Here is a 14,248-nt window from a genome sequence, read left to right as displayed (position 1 = left end):
CTCCGCGCCCCGGCGGCCCCGGACCCGCGACCCGAGGCTCCATGCGCATAGATCCCCGAATCTTCCGCGAGTACGACATCCGCGGCATCGTCGGCGACGACCTGACGGAGGAGACGGCCGAACTCGTCGGCCGCGCCTTCGGAACCGAACTCGCGGACCGCGACGCGCCGCGCGTCGTCGTCGGCCACGACAATCGGCCCTCCTCTCCGGGGCTCGCGGCCGCCCTCTGCCGGGGCCTGTGCGCGGCCGGCGTCGACGTGACGACGGTGGGGACCGTGCCGACGCCCGTGCTCTATTTCGCGGCCATCGAGTTCGATACGGACGCGGGTGTCCAGATCACCGGATCCCATAATCCTCCCGAATACAACGGGATCAAAATGGTGCGGGACGGAGGGGCTCTGTACGGGGATGCGATCCGTTCGCTGCGGACCCGGATCGAGGCGGGGGATTTCGCCACCGGTGCCGGAGAGGTGTGGGAAGCGGAGATCCTCGATCGGTATGTGGAGGAGATCGCGGCCCGCGGTCGGGTGGACGGGAACGTGCGCATGGTGCTCGACTGCGGGAACGGCGCGGGGAGCGTCGTCGCGGTGCGGGCGCTCACCGCCGCCGGGATCGAGGTGGACGGCCTCTACTGCGAGTCGGACGGCACCTTCCCCAACCACCACCCGGACCCGACGGTGGATGAGTACATCCAGGACCTCATCGCGCGAGTGCGTGAGACGGGGGCGGACCTCGGCGTGGGGCTCGACGGCGACGGCGATCGCATCGGTGCGGTGACCGAAGAGGGGAAGATCGTGCGCGGCGACCACCTGCTCCTGCTCTTCGCGCGGGAGGTGCTGGCGGAGCGCCCGGGGGCGGAAGTCGTGTTCGACGTGAAGTGCTCGCAGGCGCTGCCGCGGGTGATCCGCGCCGATGGCGGCGTTCCGGTGATGTGGAAGACGGGGCACTCGCTCATCAAGGAGCGGATGCGGGCCGGAGGATCTCCCATAGCAGGTGAGATGAGTGGGCATATCTGCTTTGCCGACCGGTTTTACGGAACGGATGATGCGATCTATGCGGCGGCGCGTCTGGCGGGGCTTGTGGCCCGCGCCGGGCGGCCGCTGTCCGAGCTGGCGGCCGGGATTCCGAGCTATCCGTCCACCCCAGAATTACGCCTGGACTGTCCGGAAGACCGGAAGTTCGCGGTCGTGGCGGAGGCGACGCGCCACTACCGGGAGCGCCACGAGGTCGTCGACATCGACGGCGCTCGGGTGCTGTTCGACGGCGGCTGGCTCCTGATCCGGGCGAGCAATACGCAGCCGGTGATCGTGGCGCGGATCGAGGCGGACACGCCCGAGCGCCTGCGGGAGATCGCGGATGACGCGCGCGGGTTCCTCGCCGGCCACGGGGTCGAACTGCCACCGGTGTGAGGTCGCCGGCGGGCCGGCGGTGGCCCCTGCGGCAGGTGAACGCGACATTGAGGGTCCCCGGATTCGGGCCCTTCCAGCGGAGAGTCGAACGACGATCAGATGAACATTCACGAATTCCAGGCCAGGCGGATTTTCGCGAGCCATGGCATCCCCGTGCCGGACGCGGAGGTCGCGACGACCCCCGATGAAGCGGCCGCGGCGGCGGAGCGATTCGGCGGAAGGGTCGTGGTCAAGGCTCAGATCCATGCGGGGGGACGTGGAAAGGCGGGGGGCGTGAAGCTGGCGGCTTCACCGGCGGAGGCCCGAATAAATGCCGAACATATCCTGGGCATGAAAATCAAGGGCATCGAGGTGCGGAGGGTCCTCGTCGCGCCGGCCGAGGAGATCGCCTCCGAGGCCTACGTGGGGATCGTCCTCGACCGGGCGCGGCAGGCGGACACGATCATGGTCTCTTCGGAGGGTGGCGTGGACATCGAGGAAGTCGCCGCCACGATGCCGGAGGCGATCCGCAAGCTGGCCGTCGACCCGCGTTACGGTCTCCTGAACCATCAGGCGACGCTCCTCGGCCACCATCTCTACGACGACCCGCGCGCGGCCCGGCAGGCGGCCTCGATCCTCGGCAAGCTCTACGAGGCCTATCGGGCGAGCGGCGCCACCCTGGCGGAGATCAACCCGCTGATCGTGAACCCGGCCGGGGAAGTGAAGGCGATCGACGCCAAGATGAACATCGACGACAACGCCCTCTTCCGACTGCCCGACATCGCGGCGTTGCGCGACCTCGAGGCGGAGAACCCTGCGGAGGTGCGGGCGCGCGAAGCCGAACTCTCCTACATCCAGCTGGATGGCAACGTCGGGTGCTGCGTGAACGGGGCCGGACTCGCCATGGCCACGATGGACCTGGTCAAGTACTACGGCGGGGAGCCCGCGAACTTCCTCGACATCGGCGGTTCCTCCAATCCCGAAAAGGTGGTGACGGCGCTCGAACTCATGACCGAGGATCCGGGCGTGACGTCGATCCTGTTCAACATCTTCGGCGGGATCACGCGCTGCGACGACGTGGCGAACGGGATCGTGGAGGCGACGAGCCGCATGGAGTTGCGGGTCCCGATCACCATCCGCCTCACGGGGACGAACGAGGAAGAAGGGGTCGCGATCCTCGCGGAGCACGGCTTCGAGGCCATGATCGACATGGACCGGGCGGTGGAGACCGCCGTCCGAAGGGGGAATTAGGTGGCGATCTTCATCGGAGAGGACACGAGGCTCGTCGTCCAGGGGATCACCGGACGCGATGGTTCGTTCCACGCGCGGCAGATGATGGAGTACGGCACGCGAGTCGTGGCCGGCGTGACGCCGGGCAAGGGCGGACAGCGGTTCGACGGCGCCGTACCCGTCTTCGACACGGTGGAGGAGGCGGTGGCCCGGGCCGGCGCGAACACGAGCGTGATCTACGTGCCCGCCCGCTTCGCCGCGGACGCGATATTCGAGTCGGCCGACGCGGGGATCTCGCTCATCGTGTGCATCACGGAGGGCGTTCCGGTCGGGGACATGCTCCGGGTGCTGCCGTACGTGAGGGAGAAGGGGGCGCGGCTCATCGGGCCCAACTGCCCGGGCGCCATCGTGCCCGGCCGCTGCAAGGTCGGCATCCTCCCGGGCCAGATCGTGCGTGAGGGCCCCGTGGGCATCGTGAGTCGCTCCGGAACGCTGACCTACGAGGTCATATTCCAGCTCACGCGGGCGGGGATCGGGCAGTCGGCCTGCGTCGGCATCGGGGGCGACCCGCTCATCGGCACGGATTTCGTCGATTGTCTGGCCGCGTTCGAGGACGATCGGGAGACGGAGGCCGTCGCCGTGATCGGCGAGATCGGGGGGACCGACGAGCAGGTGGCCGCGGAGTTCGTGGCGCGCGAGATGAGCAAGCCGGTCGTCGGCTTCATCGCGGGCCAGACGGCCCCGCCGGGCCGGCGCATGGGGCACGCAGGGGCGATCATCTCGGGCTCCGAGGGGACGGCGGAGGAGAAGATTCGCACCTTCGAGCGGAACGGAATCGGCGTGGCGCGCAGACCGGCCGACCTGGTCGGACTCATGCGCGACCGCCTGTAGGCGTTACCCGGCCCCGCCGGGTACACGAGGCCGGGCGGCGGATGGACGCGCAACACCAGGAGGCGGGCGATGGAAGTACGCGAGATCATGACCCGCGAGGTGATTACGGCCGAGCCCGGCATGGCGCTCAAGGAGGCGGCGGCCGTGATCGTTCGCCGCAGGTTACGCGCGGTGCCGGTGATCGATGATGAGGGGCACGTGCTCGGCATGCTCACGGACCGCCAACTCATGACGCACTTCCTTCCCCAGCTCGAGCGGGCCCGGGCCGGGCGCCCGGACGTCGGCTTCGTCACGGGCAGCGTGCGGGACATCATGGAACGGACCGTGATGTGCGTGAACGAGAGCGAACCGCTGGCCGACGTCGTCCGGCTCATGCTCGACAAGGAGATCGAGCGTCTGCCGGTCGTCCGCGAGGGTCAACTGGTCGGCTTCCTCACGCGCGGCGACATCATCCGGCGACTCCTGCGCCGCGACGTGGCCGAGATGGACTCGGACATCGACACAGGCATCGACACGGACGAGGAAACGAAGGGGGGGTGAGGCCGTGCAGAGGATGACGCTGGCGATCATCAAGCCCGATGCGTTCGGCTCGGGGAAGGCGGGCAGGGTACTCGCCGTGCTGGACGAGGCCGGGTTCGCCATTCGGGGGGCGAGGGTCCTGCGGCTCGGGCGCGCCGCCGCGGAGGCGTTCTATGTCGTGCACCGGGAGCGCCCCTTCTTCGGGTCGCTGGTCGAGTTCATGACGTCGGGGCCGTGCATGGCGCTCGCCCTCGACCATGAGCGCGCGGTGCCGTACCTCCGCGAGGTCATCGGGGCGACGGATCCCGCGGAGGCGGCGCCGGGAACGGTGCGCGCCCTCTACGCGGAGAGCAAGGAACGGAACGCGGTCCACGGATCCGACTCCGAGGAGAACGCGAGGCGGGAACTCGGCTTCTTCTTCGGGGAGGTCGACCTCATCTCGACGGGGTGAAGCAGCGGCGCGACCGGAAGGTCGTGACGGAGCCGACCAGGATCGGACTCGCCGGGCTCGACCAGGGCCCGATCGAACGGACGCTCCGGCTGGAGGCGCCGGGGGAACTGCTCGGCGAGTTGCCGCTCGCCTTCGAGCGCGTGGATCTCGAAGTGGAGATTCGTCGCGCGGGCCGCGACGGAGTGCGGGCGCGAGGAAGGCTCGCCGCGCGTACCACGGTCGCGTGCCGGCGCTGTCTGGCCCCGACCCGGGCGGAGGTCGTTACGGAGTGGGATGTGATGTTTCGCCCGTCCGCCCGGATCACGCCCGGTGAAGAAGGCGTCTGGGCCCTGGAGGTCGAAGCCGGCGAGCTGGATCTGGCGGGGCCGGTCCGGGAGGAGTTGTGGGTGCACGCGCCGGCCTGGGTCGAGTGTTCGGCCGAGTGTCCCGGCCTGTGCCCGAGGTGCGGCGTGCGGCTCGCCGACGAGAGCTGCGATTGCCCGCCTCCGGGGCCGGATCCGCGCTGGACGGCGCTCGAGAACCTGGGTTGACATTCGAAGGGAGAGACCGCCAGTTACCCTGTTCAGCCCGAACCGCACAGGAGTGAGTTGACGATATGGCCGTTCCCAAGCGACGCACGTCGAAGCAGCGCAAGCGAAAGCGGCGTACGCACCACAAGGCGCAGGACACCGCGCACCAGGCGTGCCCGAATTGCGGAGACCCCAAGCGACCGCACCGGGTCTGTGTGACCTGCGGCCACTACGCGGCCCGCGAGGTCGTCCGGATCGAAGACTTTTGACGCGCGCGCGCGGCCGCCCTCGCAAGGCGACCGGGCCCCGTCGACCGACCCTCAAATGATTCGTGTAGCCCTCGACCTTCTGGGGGGCGACGCCGCGCCCGACGCCGCCCTGGCCGGCGCGCGGAGAGCGCTCGCCGCGTGGCCCGGCGACATCTTCCTCGTGCTCGTGGGGCCCGAGGACACGGCGGTCGGTGCGTTGGAGGGGTTCCCGGGCGATCGCGTCGCCTGGCTCGCGGCCGAAGAGCGGATCGATCCCGCCGAAGCGCCGGCCCTGGCGGTGCGCCGGAAGCCGGATAGCACCGTGGTCCGCGGGCTCGAGGCGGTCCGCGATGGCGAGGCGGACGCCTTCGTGTCCGCGGGCTCCACGGGGGCGACCGTGGTGGCCTCCGTGCTCACGCTCGGCCTGCTCCCGGGCGTCGACCGGCCGCCCGTCGGCGCCCTCTTCCCGACCGCGACGGGCCGCGTGCTCGTCCTCGACGTGGGGGCGAACGTCGACGCGCAACCGCACCAGTTGCACCAGTTCGCCCACCTCGGGTCGATCTACCTCCGGCATGTGCTCTCGCTGAAGCGCCCGCGGGTCGGGCTCCTGAACATGGGCGAGGAGGAGGAGCGGGGAGGGGGGGTGGTCACCACGGCCCACGGACGCCTCGCCGCCGACCCCGACCTCGAGTTCGTCGGCAACGTGGAGGGGCACGACATCGTGACCGGAGCGTGCGATGTGCTCGTATGCGGCGGCTTCGTCGGGAACGTCCTCCTCAAGTTCTACGAGTCGATCGCGGAGTTCGTCCTGCAGGTGTTCCGGAAGGCGGGCGTCGGGGCGGGAGGAGAACTCGGCGAGGCACTGCGCTTTCTCGACTACACGGAGTATGGCGGCGCCCCCCTGCTCGGCGTGGACGGCGTGTCCGTGATCTGTCACGGCGCCTCGCCGGCACGGGCGATCATGAACGGGATCCGGACGGCGGCCGATGGCGCCGCGTCGGGATTCACCGCGGGGATCGGGGCGGCCCTCACGCGGGAGGGTGGGGCGTGAGCGGTGCCGCTCTCCTCTTCCCGGGCCAGGGGTCTCAGTACGTGGGTATGGGCCGGGATCTGGCGGAGGACGATTCGTCGATCCGGGAGCTGTACGAGCGGGCCGACGATGCGCTCGAGATGCGGTTGAGCCGGCTCTGCTGGAAGGGCCCCGAGGAGGAACTGCGGGCCACCGCGAATGCACAGCCCGCGATCATGCTCCATTCGTGGGCCGTGTGGCGGTTGATCGCCGGGCGCACCGGCCCCGTCGCGGCCGGGGCGGGGCACTCGCTCGGCGAGCTGTCCGCCTATCTCGTCTCGGGCGCGTTCGGATTCGAGGACGGTCTTCGGATCGTAAGGGAACGCGGCCGGCTGATGGGGGCGTCCGGGGCCGCCCGGCCGGGGACGATGGCCGCCGTCCTCGGACTCGACGCCGATGCCGTGGCCGCGGTCTGCGCGCGGGCGGGTAGCCGCGCGGGCGTGGTCGTGCCCGCCAACCTGAACGCGGCCGGCCAGGTCGTGATCAGCGGCGAGGTGGAGGCGGTCGCCACGGCGGGCACGCTCGCCCGGGAGGCCGGCGCCCGGCGCGTGGTCCCCCTGAACGTGAGCGGCGCCTTCCACTCGCCCCTCATGGGGGCGGCCGCGGAGGGGCTGGCTACCGCCCTCGAAGCGGCGGCCTGGGCCGACCCATCGTTCCCGGTGGTCTCGAACGCGACCGCGGCCTGCGTGACGGACTCGGCGACGGCGCGCAGCACGCTGATCATGCAGCTGACGTCCCCGGTTCGCTGGATGGAGGGGGTTGCCCGCATCCGCGGCATCGGGCCATCGCGCTGGCTCGAGGTGGGACCCGGCAACGTCCTCTCCGGCCTGGCCCGCCGCATCGATCGCGGCCTCCGGGTCACCCCGGTGGGTGACTCGCCCTCGGTGGATGCCTACCTCAAGGGGGTGGAATGAGCGAACTCACGGGTGAGGTCGCGATCGTCACGGGTGCGACGCGAGGCATCGGCCGCGGGATCGCTGCGGAACTGGCCGAGGCGGGGGCCCGGGTGGCGGTCGTCGGCACCGCCGCGGACCGGGCGCAGGTCGTGGCCGAAGGGCTCCCCGGTTCCGGGCACGCGGGTTTCGGTTGCGACGTGTCGGATTCGACCGCCTGCCGGGGTCTCGTCGAGGCAGTCTCGGAGCGGCTCGGAGCCGCGACGATCCTCGTGAACAACGCGGGGATCGCGCGGGACAACATCGTGCTGCGCCTCAAGGATGAGGACTGGCAGGCCGTCCTCGATACGAACCTCTCGGGCGCCTTCTATCTCGTGCGGGCCGTCGCCCGCCCGATGATGAAACGGCGAGCGGGAAACATCGTGAACATCTCGAGCGTCGTGGCCTTGACGGGCAACCGGGGCCAGTCCAACTATGCGGCGGCCAAGGCGGCCCTGATCTCGTTCACGCAGAGCATCGCCCAGGAACTGGCGAGTCGGGGCGTCCGGGCCAACGCCGTCGCACCGGGGTTCATCGAAACCGACATGACCTCCGGGCTGCCCGAAAGCGTGCGCGAGGCGATGTCGGCGAAGATTCCCCTCGGTCGGCCGGGGTCCCCGTCGGATGTCGCCACGGTCGTCCGCTTTCTGGTCGGTCCCGGGGCTTCGTACGTCACGGGACAGGTCATCGTCGTGGACGGCGGCATGGTGATGCATCCGTAGGACTTCCGCGGGACGTTTGGCAGAGCGGCCCGAGAGCGCATATTACGCGCTCGCGAGCGACACCGGTGGGGCCGCGGCAGGCCCCCTTCTTACAAGGAGAGTACGCAAATGTCGGACACCGCTGCACGAGTGCGGGAAATCATCGCGCAGGAACTCGGCGTGGAGCAGGAGAAAGTGGTCGACGAGGCCAACTTCGTCGATGATCTCGGCGCCGACTCTCTCGACACCGTAGAACTCGTGATGGCCTTCGAAGAGGAGTTCGGGATCGAGATTCCGGACGAGGATGCGGAAACGATGCAGACCGTCGGGGAGGCGATCGAATACCTGGACTCGAAGGCATAGACGCCCCCACTGCTTCGCATCGAATGAAAAGACGTGTTGCGATCACCGGGGTCGGGATGGTCACCGCGGTCGGCCTCGACGCAGACGCGACCTGGGATGCCCTGCTCGGAGGGGTCAGCGGGGCAGGTCCCATCACGCTCTTCAACGCTTCCGATCAGTCCGTCCGCTTCGCCTGCGAAGTAGATGACTTCGACCCGTCGCAGTACATGGGCCGGAAGGACGCCCGCCGGGCGGGCCGCTTCCTCCAGTTCGCGATCGCGACCGCCGAACAGGCCATGGCGCAGGCGGGGTTCGCGGACGGGTTCGCCGACCTGCCTCCAGACCGGGCCGGCGTGATCATCGGCGTCGGAATCGGCGGGCTCCCGCTCCTCGAGGCCCAGCACAAGAAGCTGCTCGAGGGCGGCCCCAAGCGCGTCTCACCCTTCTTCATCCCCATGTTCATCCCGGACATGGCCGCGGGGATGGTGTCGATGCGGTACGGGGCGCAGGGCCCGAACTACGCGACCGTCTCGGCGTGCGCCTCCAGCGGACACTCGGTCGGACTGGCCTTCCGCTCGATCCGGAACGGCGAGGCCGACGTCATGATCACCGGGGGGAGCGAGTCCACGATTACGCCGCTCACGGTGGCCGGGTTCGCGTCGATGAAGGCGATGTCGACGCGCAACGACGACCCGGAGCGGGCCTCCCGCCCTTTCGACGCCAAGCGGGACGGCTTTGTCCTCGGGGAGGGGGCGGGGATGTTCATCCTCGAGGAGTTGGAGCATGCGAGGGCCCGCGGGGCAGAGATCCTGGGGGAGATCGTGGGGTTCGGGCAGAGCGCGGACGCGTACCACATGACCGCGCCGGCACCGGGTGGCTCCGGCGCCCGCCTGGCGATGCAGCACGCGCTCGATGATGCGGGGCTCGCACCGTCGGATATCGGATACATCAACGCGCACGGGACTTCGACGCCCGCCAACGACGCGACGGAGACGAAAGCGATCAAGGACGTACTGGGAGATCATGCCCGGTCGATCGTGGTCGGCTCCACGAAATCGATGACGGGGCACACGCTGGGGGCGGCGGGCGCGATCGAGGGGGCGATTTCCGCCCTCGTGTGCCGGACCGGCGTCATCCCTCCCACGATCAACTTCGAGGAAGCCGACCCCCAGTGCGACCTCGAGTACGCGCACGGAGGGGTCATCGAACGGCCGGTCACCGCCGCCCTGTCGAACTCCTTCGGCTTCGGCGGCCACAACGCGTGTCTGGCCATACGCCGCTGGGACGGAGAGTAGACGCCCCGCGCGCGGGTGTCGCGCGCTACGGGCGGTCAGCCGGGAGAACGCGCCGGGGAGAATGCAATGAGTTCAGTGCTGGTGATGATGGGGTCCGAATCGGACATGCCCACGATGGAGAAAGGCGTGTCGATCCTGCGTGAAGCAGGGGTCGATGTGCAGGTCGAGGTGAGTTCGGCGCACCGGCAGCCCGAGCGGACGGCGGCCCTCGCCACGGGCGCGCAGGCGGCGGGCCACGCCGTCGTCATCTGCGGAGCGGGATTGTCGGCGGCGCTGCCCGGCGTGGTCGCGGCGCACACCTCTCTCCCGGTCATCGGCGTCCCGGTCTCCGCGGGAACCCTCGGGGGCCTCGACGCGCTGCTCTCGTGCGCGCAGATGCCCCCCGGCGTCCCGGTTGCCGCCGTCGGCATCGATAACGCGAAGAACGCGGCCCACCTCGCCCTCCGTATCCTGGCCGTGGCGGGGGGCTGAGCGACGCCCGCGGGGATCGGTCCTCCCGTGCGGGTCGGCGTCGGCTTCGACTCTCATCGCTTCGATGAGACGCGGCCGCTCGTGCTGGGCGGTGTGGTCATCCCGGATGTCCCCGGTTTGAAGGGCCACTCCGACGGCGATGCGGTCGCGCACGCGATCACGGACGCCGTCCTCGGGGCCGCGGGCCTCGGCGACATCGGCGCCATGTTCCCCGATACGGATCCCGCCCATGAGGGGGCGGACTCGGTCGCCCTGCTGGCCGCCGCGGTGCGGCGGTTGCGGGGGCGCGGGTTCCGCGTGGGCAACGTCGACGTGACCGTGGTCACCGAGCGGCCCCGCATCGCGCCGCACGCGAGGGCCATGCGTGAGCGGCTGGCGGAGGCCCTCGACGTGCCCCCGGCCGCCGTATCGATCAAGGGGAAATCGAACGAGGGGCTGGGCTGGATCGGGCGGGGAGAAGGCCTGGCCGCGATCGCCGTCGCGACGGTGGGCTGCGGCCCCCCCGGATCCGGAGGGGCGGCGGGCGGTGCCTGAGGTCCCCGGCGTTCAGGCTCTCCTCGATTTCCTGCTCGGGATCCCCGAGGTCGTCGCCTACGCGATCATCGCCCTCGGCTCCGCCCTCGAGAACCTCTTCCCGCCGGTCCCGTCCGACACGTTCGTGGTTCTGGGCGCGGTCCTCGCCGATCGGGGCTCGCTGGAGCCGGCCGGCGTGCTCCTCGCCGCCTGGGTCGCGAACGCGGGCGGCGCGATTTGCGTCTTCGGACTGGCCCGACGGCACGGCCCGGCCATGTTCCGCACCCGCTGGGGGCGGCGGCTCCTCCGCCCGCACCAGCTCGACCGCATGTCCCGCTTCTACGAGCGCCACGGCCTGTGGGCGATCTTCCTTTCCCGCTGTCTCCCCGTGCTGCGCGTCATCGTCCCCACCTTCGCCGGGTTCGCGGGTCTCGGGGCCGTCCGGGCCCTGGTCCCGCTCGTCACGGCGTCACTGCTCTGGAACGCGCTCATGCTCTCGGGCGGGATCCTGGCCTCGCGCAACGTAGGCCGGCTCCTCGACCTCCTGGGCCGGGTGAACGCATGGCTCCTCGTCGTGGCCGCCATCGTCCTGGGCGTCGTACTGGGGTGGTGGATTCGGAGCCGCCGCGAGGAGCACGAGGAGGGGGAGTGACGGAGCGCGGCCTCGACGCGGGACGTGCCTATCACCTGGAGTCGTACCGCGACCATCTGAGCTTCGAGCGCGGCCTCTCCCCCCGCACGATCGATGGCTACCTGCGCGAAGCGCGGCGCCTGGCGGAGTTTCTCATCTCGCGGGGCGCCGACTCCCCGCGCGAGGTCTCGTACGAGCTGCTGCGCGACCACGTCGCGTGCCTCGCCGAAGAGGGAAGGGCGGCTTCGAGCGTGGCGCGGGCCGTTTACGCGCTGCGGGGATACTTCCGGTTCCTCGTCCTCGAAGGGGTCATCGAAACGGATCCGAGCGAGCGGCTCCAGGCGCCCCGCGCCGGACGTCATCTCCCGGATGTCCTCTCGGTGCCCGAGATCGAGGCGCTGCTCGGCGCGATCCCGCTCGACGACCGCGCCACTCGCCGGGACCGGAGCATCCTCGAACTGCTCTACGGGTGCGGGCTCCGCGTGTCGGAACTCATCGACCTGAGAGTCCGGGACGTCGACCTCGAGGAGGGACTCGTCCGCGTGCGGGGCAAGGGTTCGAAGGAGAGGCTGGTCCCCGTCGGGGCCGCTGCGCGGTCGGCGGTGCGCCGATACCTTCGGGAGTCGAGACCCGAACTCGATCGCGGGGACTCGGAGGGGCGGGTATTCCTCAATCTTCGAGGGCGTCCGCTGAGCCGGATGGGGGTGTGGAAGATCCTCCGGCGTCATGTCGCGCGCGCCGGAATCGGGAAGCACGTGACGCCCCATACGCTACGCCACAGCTTCGCGACCCACCTGCTCGAGGGAGGCGCCGACCTCGCGTCGGTCCAGGAAATGCTCGGACATGCGGATATTTCGACGACCGAGATCTACACGCACGTCGACCGGTCGCATCTGCGGCAGGTGCACCGCAGCCACCACCCTCGTGGCTGACCGGCCATGCGGCTGACCCGCCTGCTGCACCTCGCGCGGCAACCGGATCGCGATGGCGGCCTTCAACCATCCCCACGTGCGGACCGCCCCGGTCGTCATCGTGTGCTGCGCGCGCATCCATTCGCACGTGAGCGGGACGGGCCGGCGGAGCTTCACGGGAGACCTCGCCGCCGCGATCCAGACGATGGTGCTCACGGCGGCCGACCTCGGGCTGCATTCGAGCTGGATCTACGGTTTCCGGGAGCCCGACGTCCGGCGGGTGGCCGGCGTTCCGGACGACGTGCCCGTCGTGGCGCTCCTCTGCCTGGGCTTTCAGGACGGGCTGGCCGAACTGGCGGAGCGGCGCCCGCGCGAAGAGGTGATCGCGTGGGACCGCTGGAGCGCCCGGGCGAAGATCGCGCCGTGATGCGTTGCGGGCACCGGCCCTCACGGAGGCCGTTCCGGCCGCTCCGCCGTCCCGCGCTCGGGTTCGCGGCGGCGCTGGTCCTTGCGCTACCGGGCCCGGCCAGCGGACAGCAGGTGCGGCTCGCCGGCGAACCGCGCTCCGAAGCCCAGGAGGCCCTCCGAAGCTTCCTCGAAGCGAATCGCTTCGACCTCTGGGTGCGCGACACGGTGCTCGCGAGAGGCGACACGGTGCCCGGGCCCGTCCTCCTGCTCGAGGGCACCGCCCGCATCGCCGGACGGATCGAGGGCGGCATCTACGTCGTGGACGGTGACCTCTTCCTCCGGGGCGGGGCTTCGGTGGCCGGCGATGTCCTCGTCCTCGGGGGAGGCTTCTACGACTCCGGCCTGGCCGAGGTCGCCGGTGTCATCACCTACCGCCCCAACGAACCGCTCCGCGTCCGGCCCACGGAGGGCGGGTTCGAGATCATCTCGGAAGTCGAGCCCGAGCCCGCCTTCGAACTCGACGGCACCTGGGGTGTCCGTCTGCCCACCTACGACCGGGTGAACGGCCTGTCCCTCCCGGTCGGCGCGCTGGCCCGCGTGTCGGATGCCCCCGGCCGTCCCGAACTTGCGGTGGGCGGGATCTGGATCCCCGCTCGAGGGGACGTGGACTTTCGTCTGCACAATTCGTGGCACCTGGGCGAGCGGGTCCGTCTGGGCCTGTTCGCGACCAGCGCCGTGGTCACCAATGACGGTTGGATCCACCCGACGTGGTACAACAGCCTGGCGCATTTCGTCGCGGGCGATGACGGCCGAGACTACTACGATTCCAGGCAGTTCGGTCTCGCACTGGAGTGGGTATCGGCCGAGCCGCCGGTGTGGGAGGACGCCCCGGGCTGGCGATTCACGTTCTCGGCGGGGCGGGAAGACGCAGAATCTCTCGACGCCCGCGACGTAACCGTCCTGTTCGGGGATGAGGATGACCCTCGCCGGCGACCGTATGCGAATCAACCGATTAACGAGGGGGCGTTCTGGTTCGTGCGGTCCGGCTTCGAATGGTCCGTGAACAGTCGCGAGGGGCGAGCGGCTTTCGGGTTGGGAGTTGAAGGCGGTTTCGACGCGGACCTCGCGCCCGCGCGGGCGCACCCTACGGTTCCCTATAACCCGAACATGCCCGACAGATCCGGGTCCGGGGACACGGACGCGTCGAGTGTGGCGGGGATGGAATCCCACGATTTTCTGCTCGTCGAGGGCCGCGTCGCGGCCCGTCGCGTGACTTGGTTGGGACACTCCGTCGATGTATTCGCAATGGGTCGCGCGGACGTCGCCGGCCGCTTGCCGTTCCAGCGCTACTCGACGATCGGGGGCCCGGGGACGATACCGACCATGGTCCTGCGCGGATTGAGGGGTTCCTGGATGGTCTACGCGGAAGCGGCTTATGCCGTTCCCGTCCTCGGCGACGCCGCGCTCGGCGGATTGGATGTCTTCGCGCGGGGGAGCACCGCGCGTATGGGGTCGCCGAGTGACCGCCTCCAGTGGTACGGTTCGATCCAGGGCGGGCTGGCCATCCGGCTGTGGGATTTCCAGCTGGAGTTCGGAGCCGCGGCGGGCTCCACCGCCGAGCCCGACGCGCCCGGCGTCATCGGGTTCATCGATGTCCGCACGCGCAGGTCCGCGCGACCCACCCGGATGCCGCCGCCGCGCTGATCTTCCGGGCCGATCCGCCCGGCTCGATTTTGGGG

Annotated in this window: 18 protein-coding genes; all 18 read left to right on the top strand. The window is 70.2% G+C overall.

Annotated elements, in window-relative coordinates; translation table 11 throughout:
* Nucleotides 1-41: 41 nt before the first annotated feature.
* The 18 genes from ACOOHF_RS14800 to ACOOHF_RS14715 all read left to right on the top strand — a co-directional run bounded on the left by ACOOHF_RS14800 (nucleotide 42) and on the right by ACOOHF_RS14715 (nucleotide 14,213).
* Nucleotides 42-1,409, top strand: coding sequence for a phosphomannomutase/phosphoglucomutase (locus ACOOHF_RS14800; RefSeq protein WP_420462242.1), 1,368 nt, complete (start codon nucleotides 42-44; stop codon nucleotides 1,407-1,409).
* Nucleotides 1,410-1,508: 99 nt separating this feature from the next.
* Complete coding sequence (sucC, locus tag ACOOHF_RS14795; protein WP_420462241.1) at nucleotides 1,509-2,639, top strand: ADP-forming succinate--CoA ligase subunit beta; 1,131 nt, start codon at nucleotides 1,509-1,511, stop codon at nucleotides 2,637-2,639.
* Nucleotides 2,640-3,509, top strand: coding sequence for a succinate--CoA ligase subunit alpha (gene sucD, locus ACOOHF_RS14790; protein ID WP_419935593.1), 870 nt, complete (start codon nucleotides 2,640-2,642; stop codon nucleotides 3,507-3,509).
* A 69-nt stretch (nucleotides 3,510-3,578) separates the two neighbouring features.
* A complete protein-coding gene (locus tag ACOOHF_RS14785; RefSeq protein ID WP_419935592.1) occupies nucleotides 3,579-4,049 on the top strand; it encodes an HPP family protein in 471 nt (156 codons plus the stop codon).
* Between the two features lie 13 nt (nucleotides 4,050-4,062).
* Entirely contained in the window at nucleotides 4,063-4,479 is a 417-nt protein-coding gene (ndk, locus tag ACOOHF_RS14780; protein WP_420464381.1) for a nucleoside-diphosphate kinase, read from the top strand.
* Nucleotides 4,476-5,009, top strand: a complete 534-nt coding sequence (locus ACOOHF_RS14775; RefSeq protein ID WP_420462240.1) for a YceD family protein — start codon at nucleotides 4,476-4,478, stop codon at nucleotides 5,007-5,009. The genes ndk and ACOOHF_RS14775 overlap by 4 nt, the downstream gene beginning before the upstream one ends.
* A 65-nt stretch (nucleotides 5,010-5,074) precedes the next feature.
* Nucleotides 5,075-5,257, top strand: coding sequence for a 50S ribosomal protein L32 (gene rpmF, locus ACOOHF_RS14770; RefSeq protein WP_419935590.1), 183 nt, complete (start codon nucleotides 5,075-5,077; stop codon nucleotides 5,255-5,257).
* Between the two features lie 55 nt (nucleotides 5,258-5,312).
* Nucleotides 5,313-6,287 carry a phosphate acyltransferase PlsX gene (gene plsX / locus ACOOHF_RS14765; RefSeq protein ID WP_420462239.1) on the top strand — a complete coding sequence of 325 codons (975 nt, stop codon included), beginning with the start codon at nucleotides 5,313-5,315 and terminating at the stop codon, nucleotides 6,285-6,287.
* Nucleotides 6,284-7,219 carry an ACP S-malonyltransferase gene (gene fabD, locus ACOOHF_RS14760; protein WP_419935588.1) on the top strand — a complete coding sequence of 312 codons (936 nt, stop codon included), beginning with the start codon at nucleotides 6,284-6,286 and terminating at the stop codon, nucleotides 7,217-7,219. The genes plsX and fabD overlap by 4 nt, the downstream gene beginning before the upstream one ends.
* On the top strand, nucleotides 7,216-7,959 hold the full coding sequence (gene fabG, locus ACOOHF_RS14755) for a 3-oxoacyl-[acyl-carrier-protein] reductase (protein WP_419935587.1): 744 nt from the start codon (nucleotides 7,216-7,218) through the stop codon (nucleotides 7,957-7,959). The genes fabD and fabG overlap by 4 nt, the downstream gene beginning before the upstream one ends.
* 108 nt (nucleotides 7,960-8,067) lie before the next feature.
* Nucleotides 8,068-8,301, top strand: coding sequence for an acyl carrier protein (locus tag ACOOHF_RS14750; protein ID WP_419935586.1), 234 nt, complete (start codon nucleotides 8,068-8,070; stop codon nucleotides 8,299-8,301).
* 23 nt (nucleotides 8,302-8,324) lie between these two features.
* A complete protein-coding gene (gene fabF / locus ACOOHF_RS14745) occupies nucleotides 8,325-9,575 on the top strand; it encodes a beta-ketoacyl-ACP synthase II (RefSeq protein WP_420462238.1) in 1,251 nt (416 codons plus the stop codon).
* 66 nt (nucleotides 9,576-9,641) lie between these two features.
* Nucleotides 9,642-10,046: a 5-(carboxyamino)imidazole ribonucleotide mutase gene (gene purE / locus ACOOHF_RS14740; RefSeq protein ID WP_419935584.1), complete on the top strand. Its 405-nt coding sequence runs from the start codon at nucleotides 9,642-9,644 to the stop codon at nucleotides 10,044-10,046.
* 27 nt (nucleotides 10,047-10,073) lie between these two features.
* Complete coding sequence (gene ispF, locus ACOOHF_RS14735) at nucleotides 10,074-10,580, top strand: 2-C-methyl-D-erythritol 2,4-cyclodiphosphate synthase (protein ID WP_420462237.1); 507 nt, start codon at nucleotides 10,074-10,076, stop codon at nucleotides 10,578-10,580.
* Nucleotides 10,573-11,211: a DedA family protein gene (locus tag ACOOHF_RS14730; protein ID WP_419935582.1), complete on the top strand. Its 639-nt coding sequence runs from the start codon at nucleotides 10,573-10,575 to the stop codon at nucleotides 11,209-11,211. The genes ispF and ACOOHF_RS14730 overlap by 8 nt, the downstream gene beginning before the upstream one ends.
* Nucleotides 11,208-12,122: a site-specific tyrosine recombinase XerD gene (xerD, locus tag ACOOHF_RS14725; protein WP_420462236.1), complete on the top strand. Its 915-nt coding sequence runs from the start codon at nucleotides 11,208-11,210 to the stop codon at nucleotides 12,120-12,122. The genes ACOOHF_RS14730 and xerD overlap by 4 nt, the downstream gene beginning before the upstream one ends.
* Nucleotides 12,123-12,174: 52 nt before the next feature.
* Complete coding sequence (locus ACOOHF_RS14720; RefSeq protein ID WP_420462235.1) at nucleotides 12,175-12,528, top strand: nitroreductase family protein; 354 nt, start codon at nucleotides 12,175-12,177, stop codon at nucleotides 12,526-12,528.
* Complete coding sequence (locus ACOOHF_RS14715) at nucleotides 12,528-14,213, top strand: hypothetical protein (RefSeq protein ID WP_420462234.1); 1,686 nt, start codon at nucleotides 12,528-12,530, stop codon at nucleotides 14,211-14,213. The genes ACOOHF_RS14720 and ACOOHF_RS14715 overlap by 1 nt, the downstream gene beginning before the upstream one ends.
* Nucleotides 14,214-14,248: the final 35 nt, after the last annotated feature.

This window comes from Candidatus Palauibacter sp. (assembly GCF_965216145.1).
Classification (GTDB): domain Bacteria; phylum Gemmatimonadota; class Gemmatimonadetes; order Palauibacterales; family Palauibacteraceae; genus Palauibacter.
Note: the sequence above shows the minus strand (reverse complement) of the source record. Positions and strands in the feature narration are given on the sequence as shown.

Bases quoted from the DNA above. Each gene is read 5' to 3' on its own strand.
- ACOOHF_RS14800 (WP_420462242.1), top strand. From the start codon at position 42: ATGCGCATAGATCCCCGAATCTTCCGCGAGTACGACATCCGCGGCATC.
- sucC (WP_420462241.1), top strand. From the start codon at position 1,509: ATGAACATTCACGAATTCCAGGCCAGGCGGATTTTCGCGAGCCATGGC.
- ACOOHF_RS14785 (WP_419935592.1), top strand. From the start codon at position 3,579: ATGGAAGTACGCGAGATCATGACCCGCGAGGTGATTACGGCCGAGCCC.
- ndk (WP_420464381.1), top strand. From the start codon at position 4,063: ATGACGCTGGCGATCATCAAGCCCGATGCGTTCGGCTCGGGGAAGGCG.
- rpmF (WP_419935590.1), top strand. From the start codon at position 5,075: ATGGCCGTTCCCAAGCGACGCACGTCGAAGCAGCGCAAGCGAAAGCGG.
- plsX (WP_420462239.1), top strand. From the start codon at position 5,313: ATGATTCGTGTAGCCCTCGACCTTCTGGGGGGCGACGCCGCGCCCGAC.
- fabG (WP_419935587.1), top strand. From the start codon at position 7,216: ATGAGCGAACTCACGGGTGAGGTCGCGATCGTCACGGGTGCGACGCGA.
- ACOOHF_RS14750 (WP_419935586.1), top strand. From the start codon at position 8,068: ATGTCGGACACCGCTGCACGAGTGCGGGAAATCATCGCGCAGGAACTC.
- fabF (WP_420462238.1), top strand. From the start codon at position 8,325: ATGAAAAGACGTGTTGCGATCACCGGGGTCGGGATGGTCACCGCGGTC.
- purE (WP_419935584.1), top strand. From the start codon at position 9,642: ATGAGTTCAGTGCTGGTGATGATGGGGTCCGAATCGGACATGCCCACG.
- ACOOHF_RS14720 (WP_420462235.1), top strand. From the start codon at position 12,175: ATGGCGGCCTTCAACCATCCCCACGTGCGGACCGCCCCGGTCGTCATC.
- ACOOHF_RS14715 (WP_420462234.1), top strand. From the start codon at position 12,528: ATGCGTTGCGGGCACCGGCCCTCACGGAGGCCGTTCCGGCCGCTCCGC.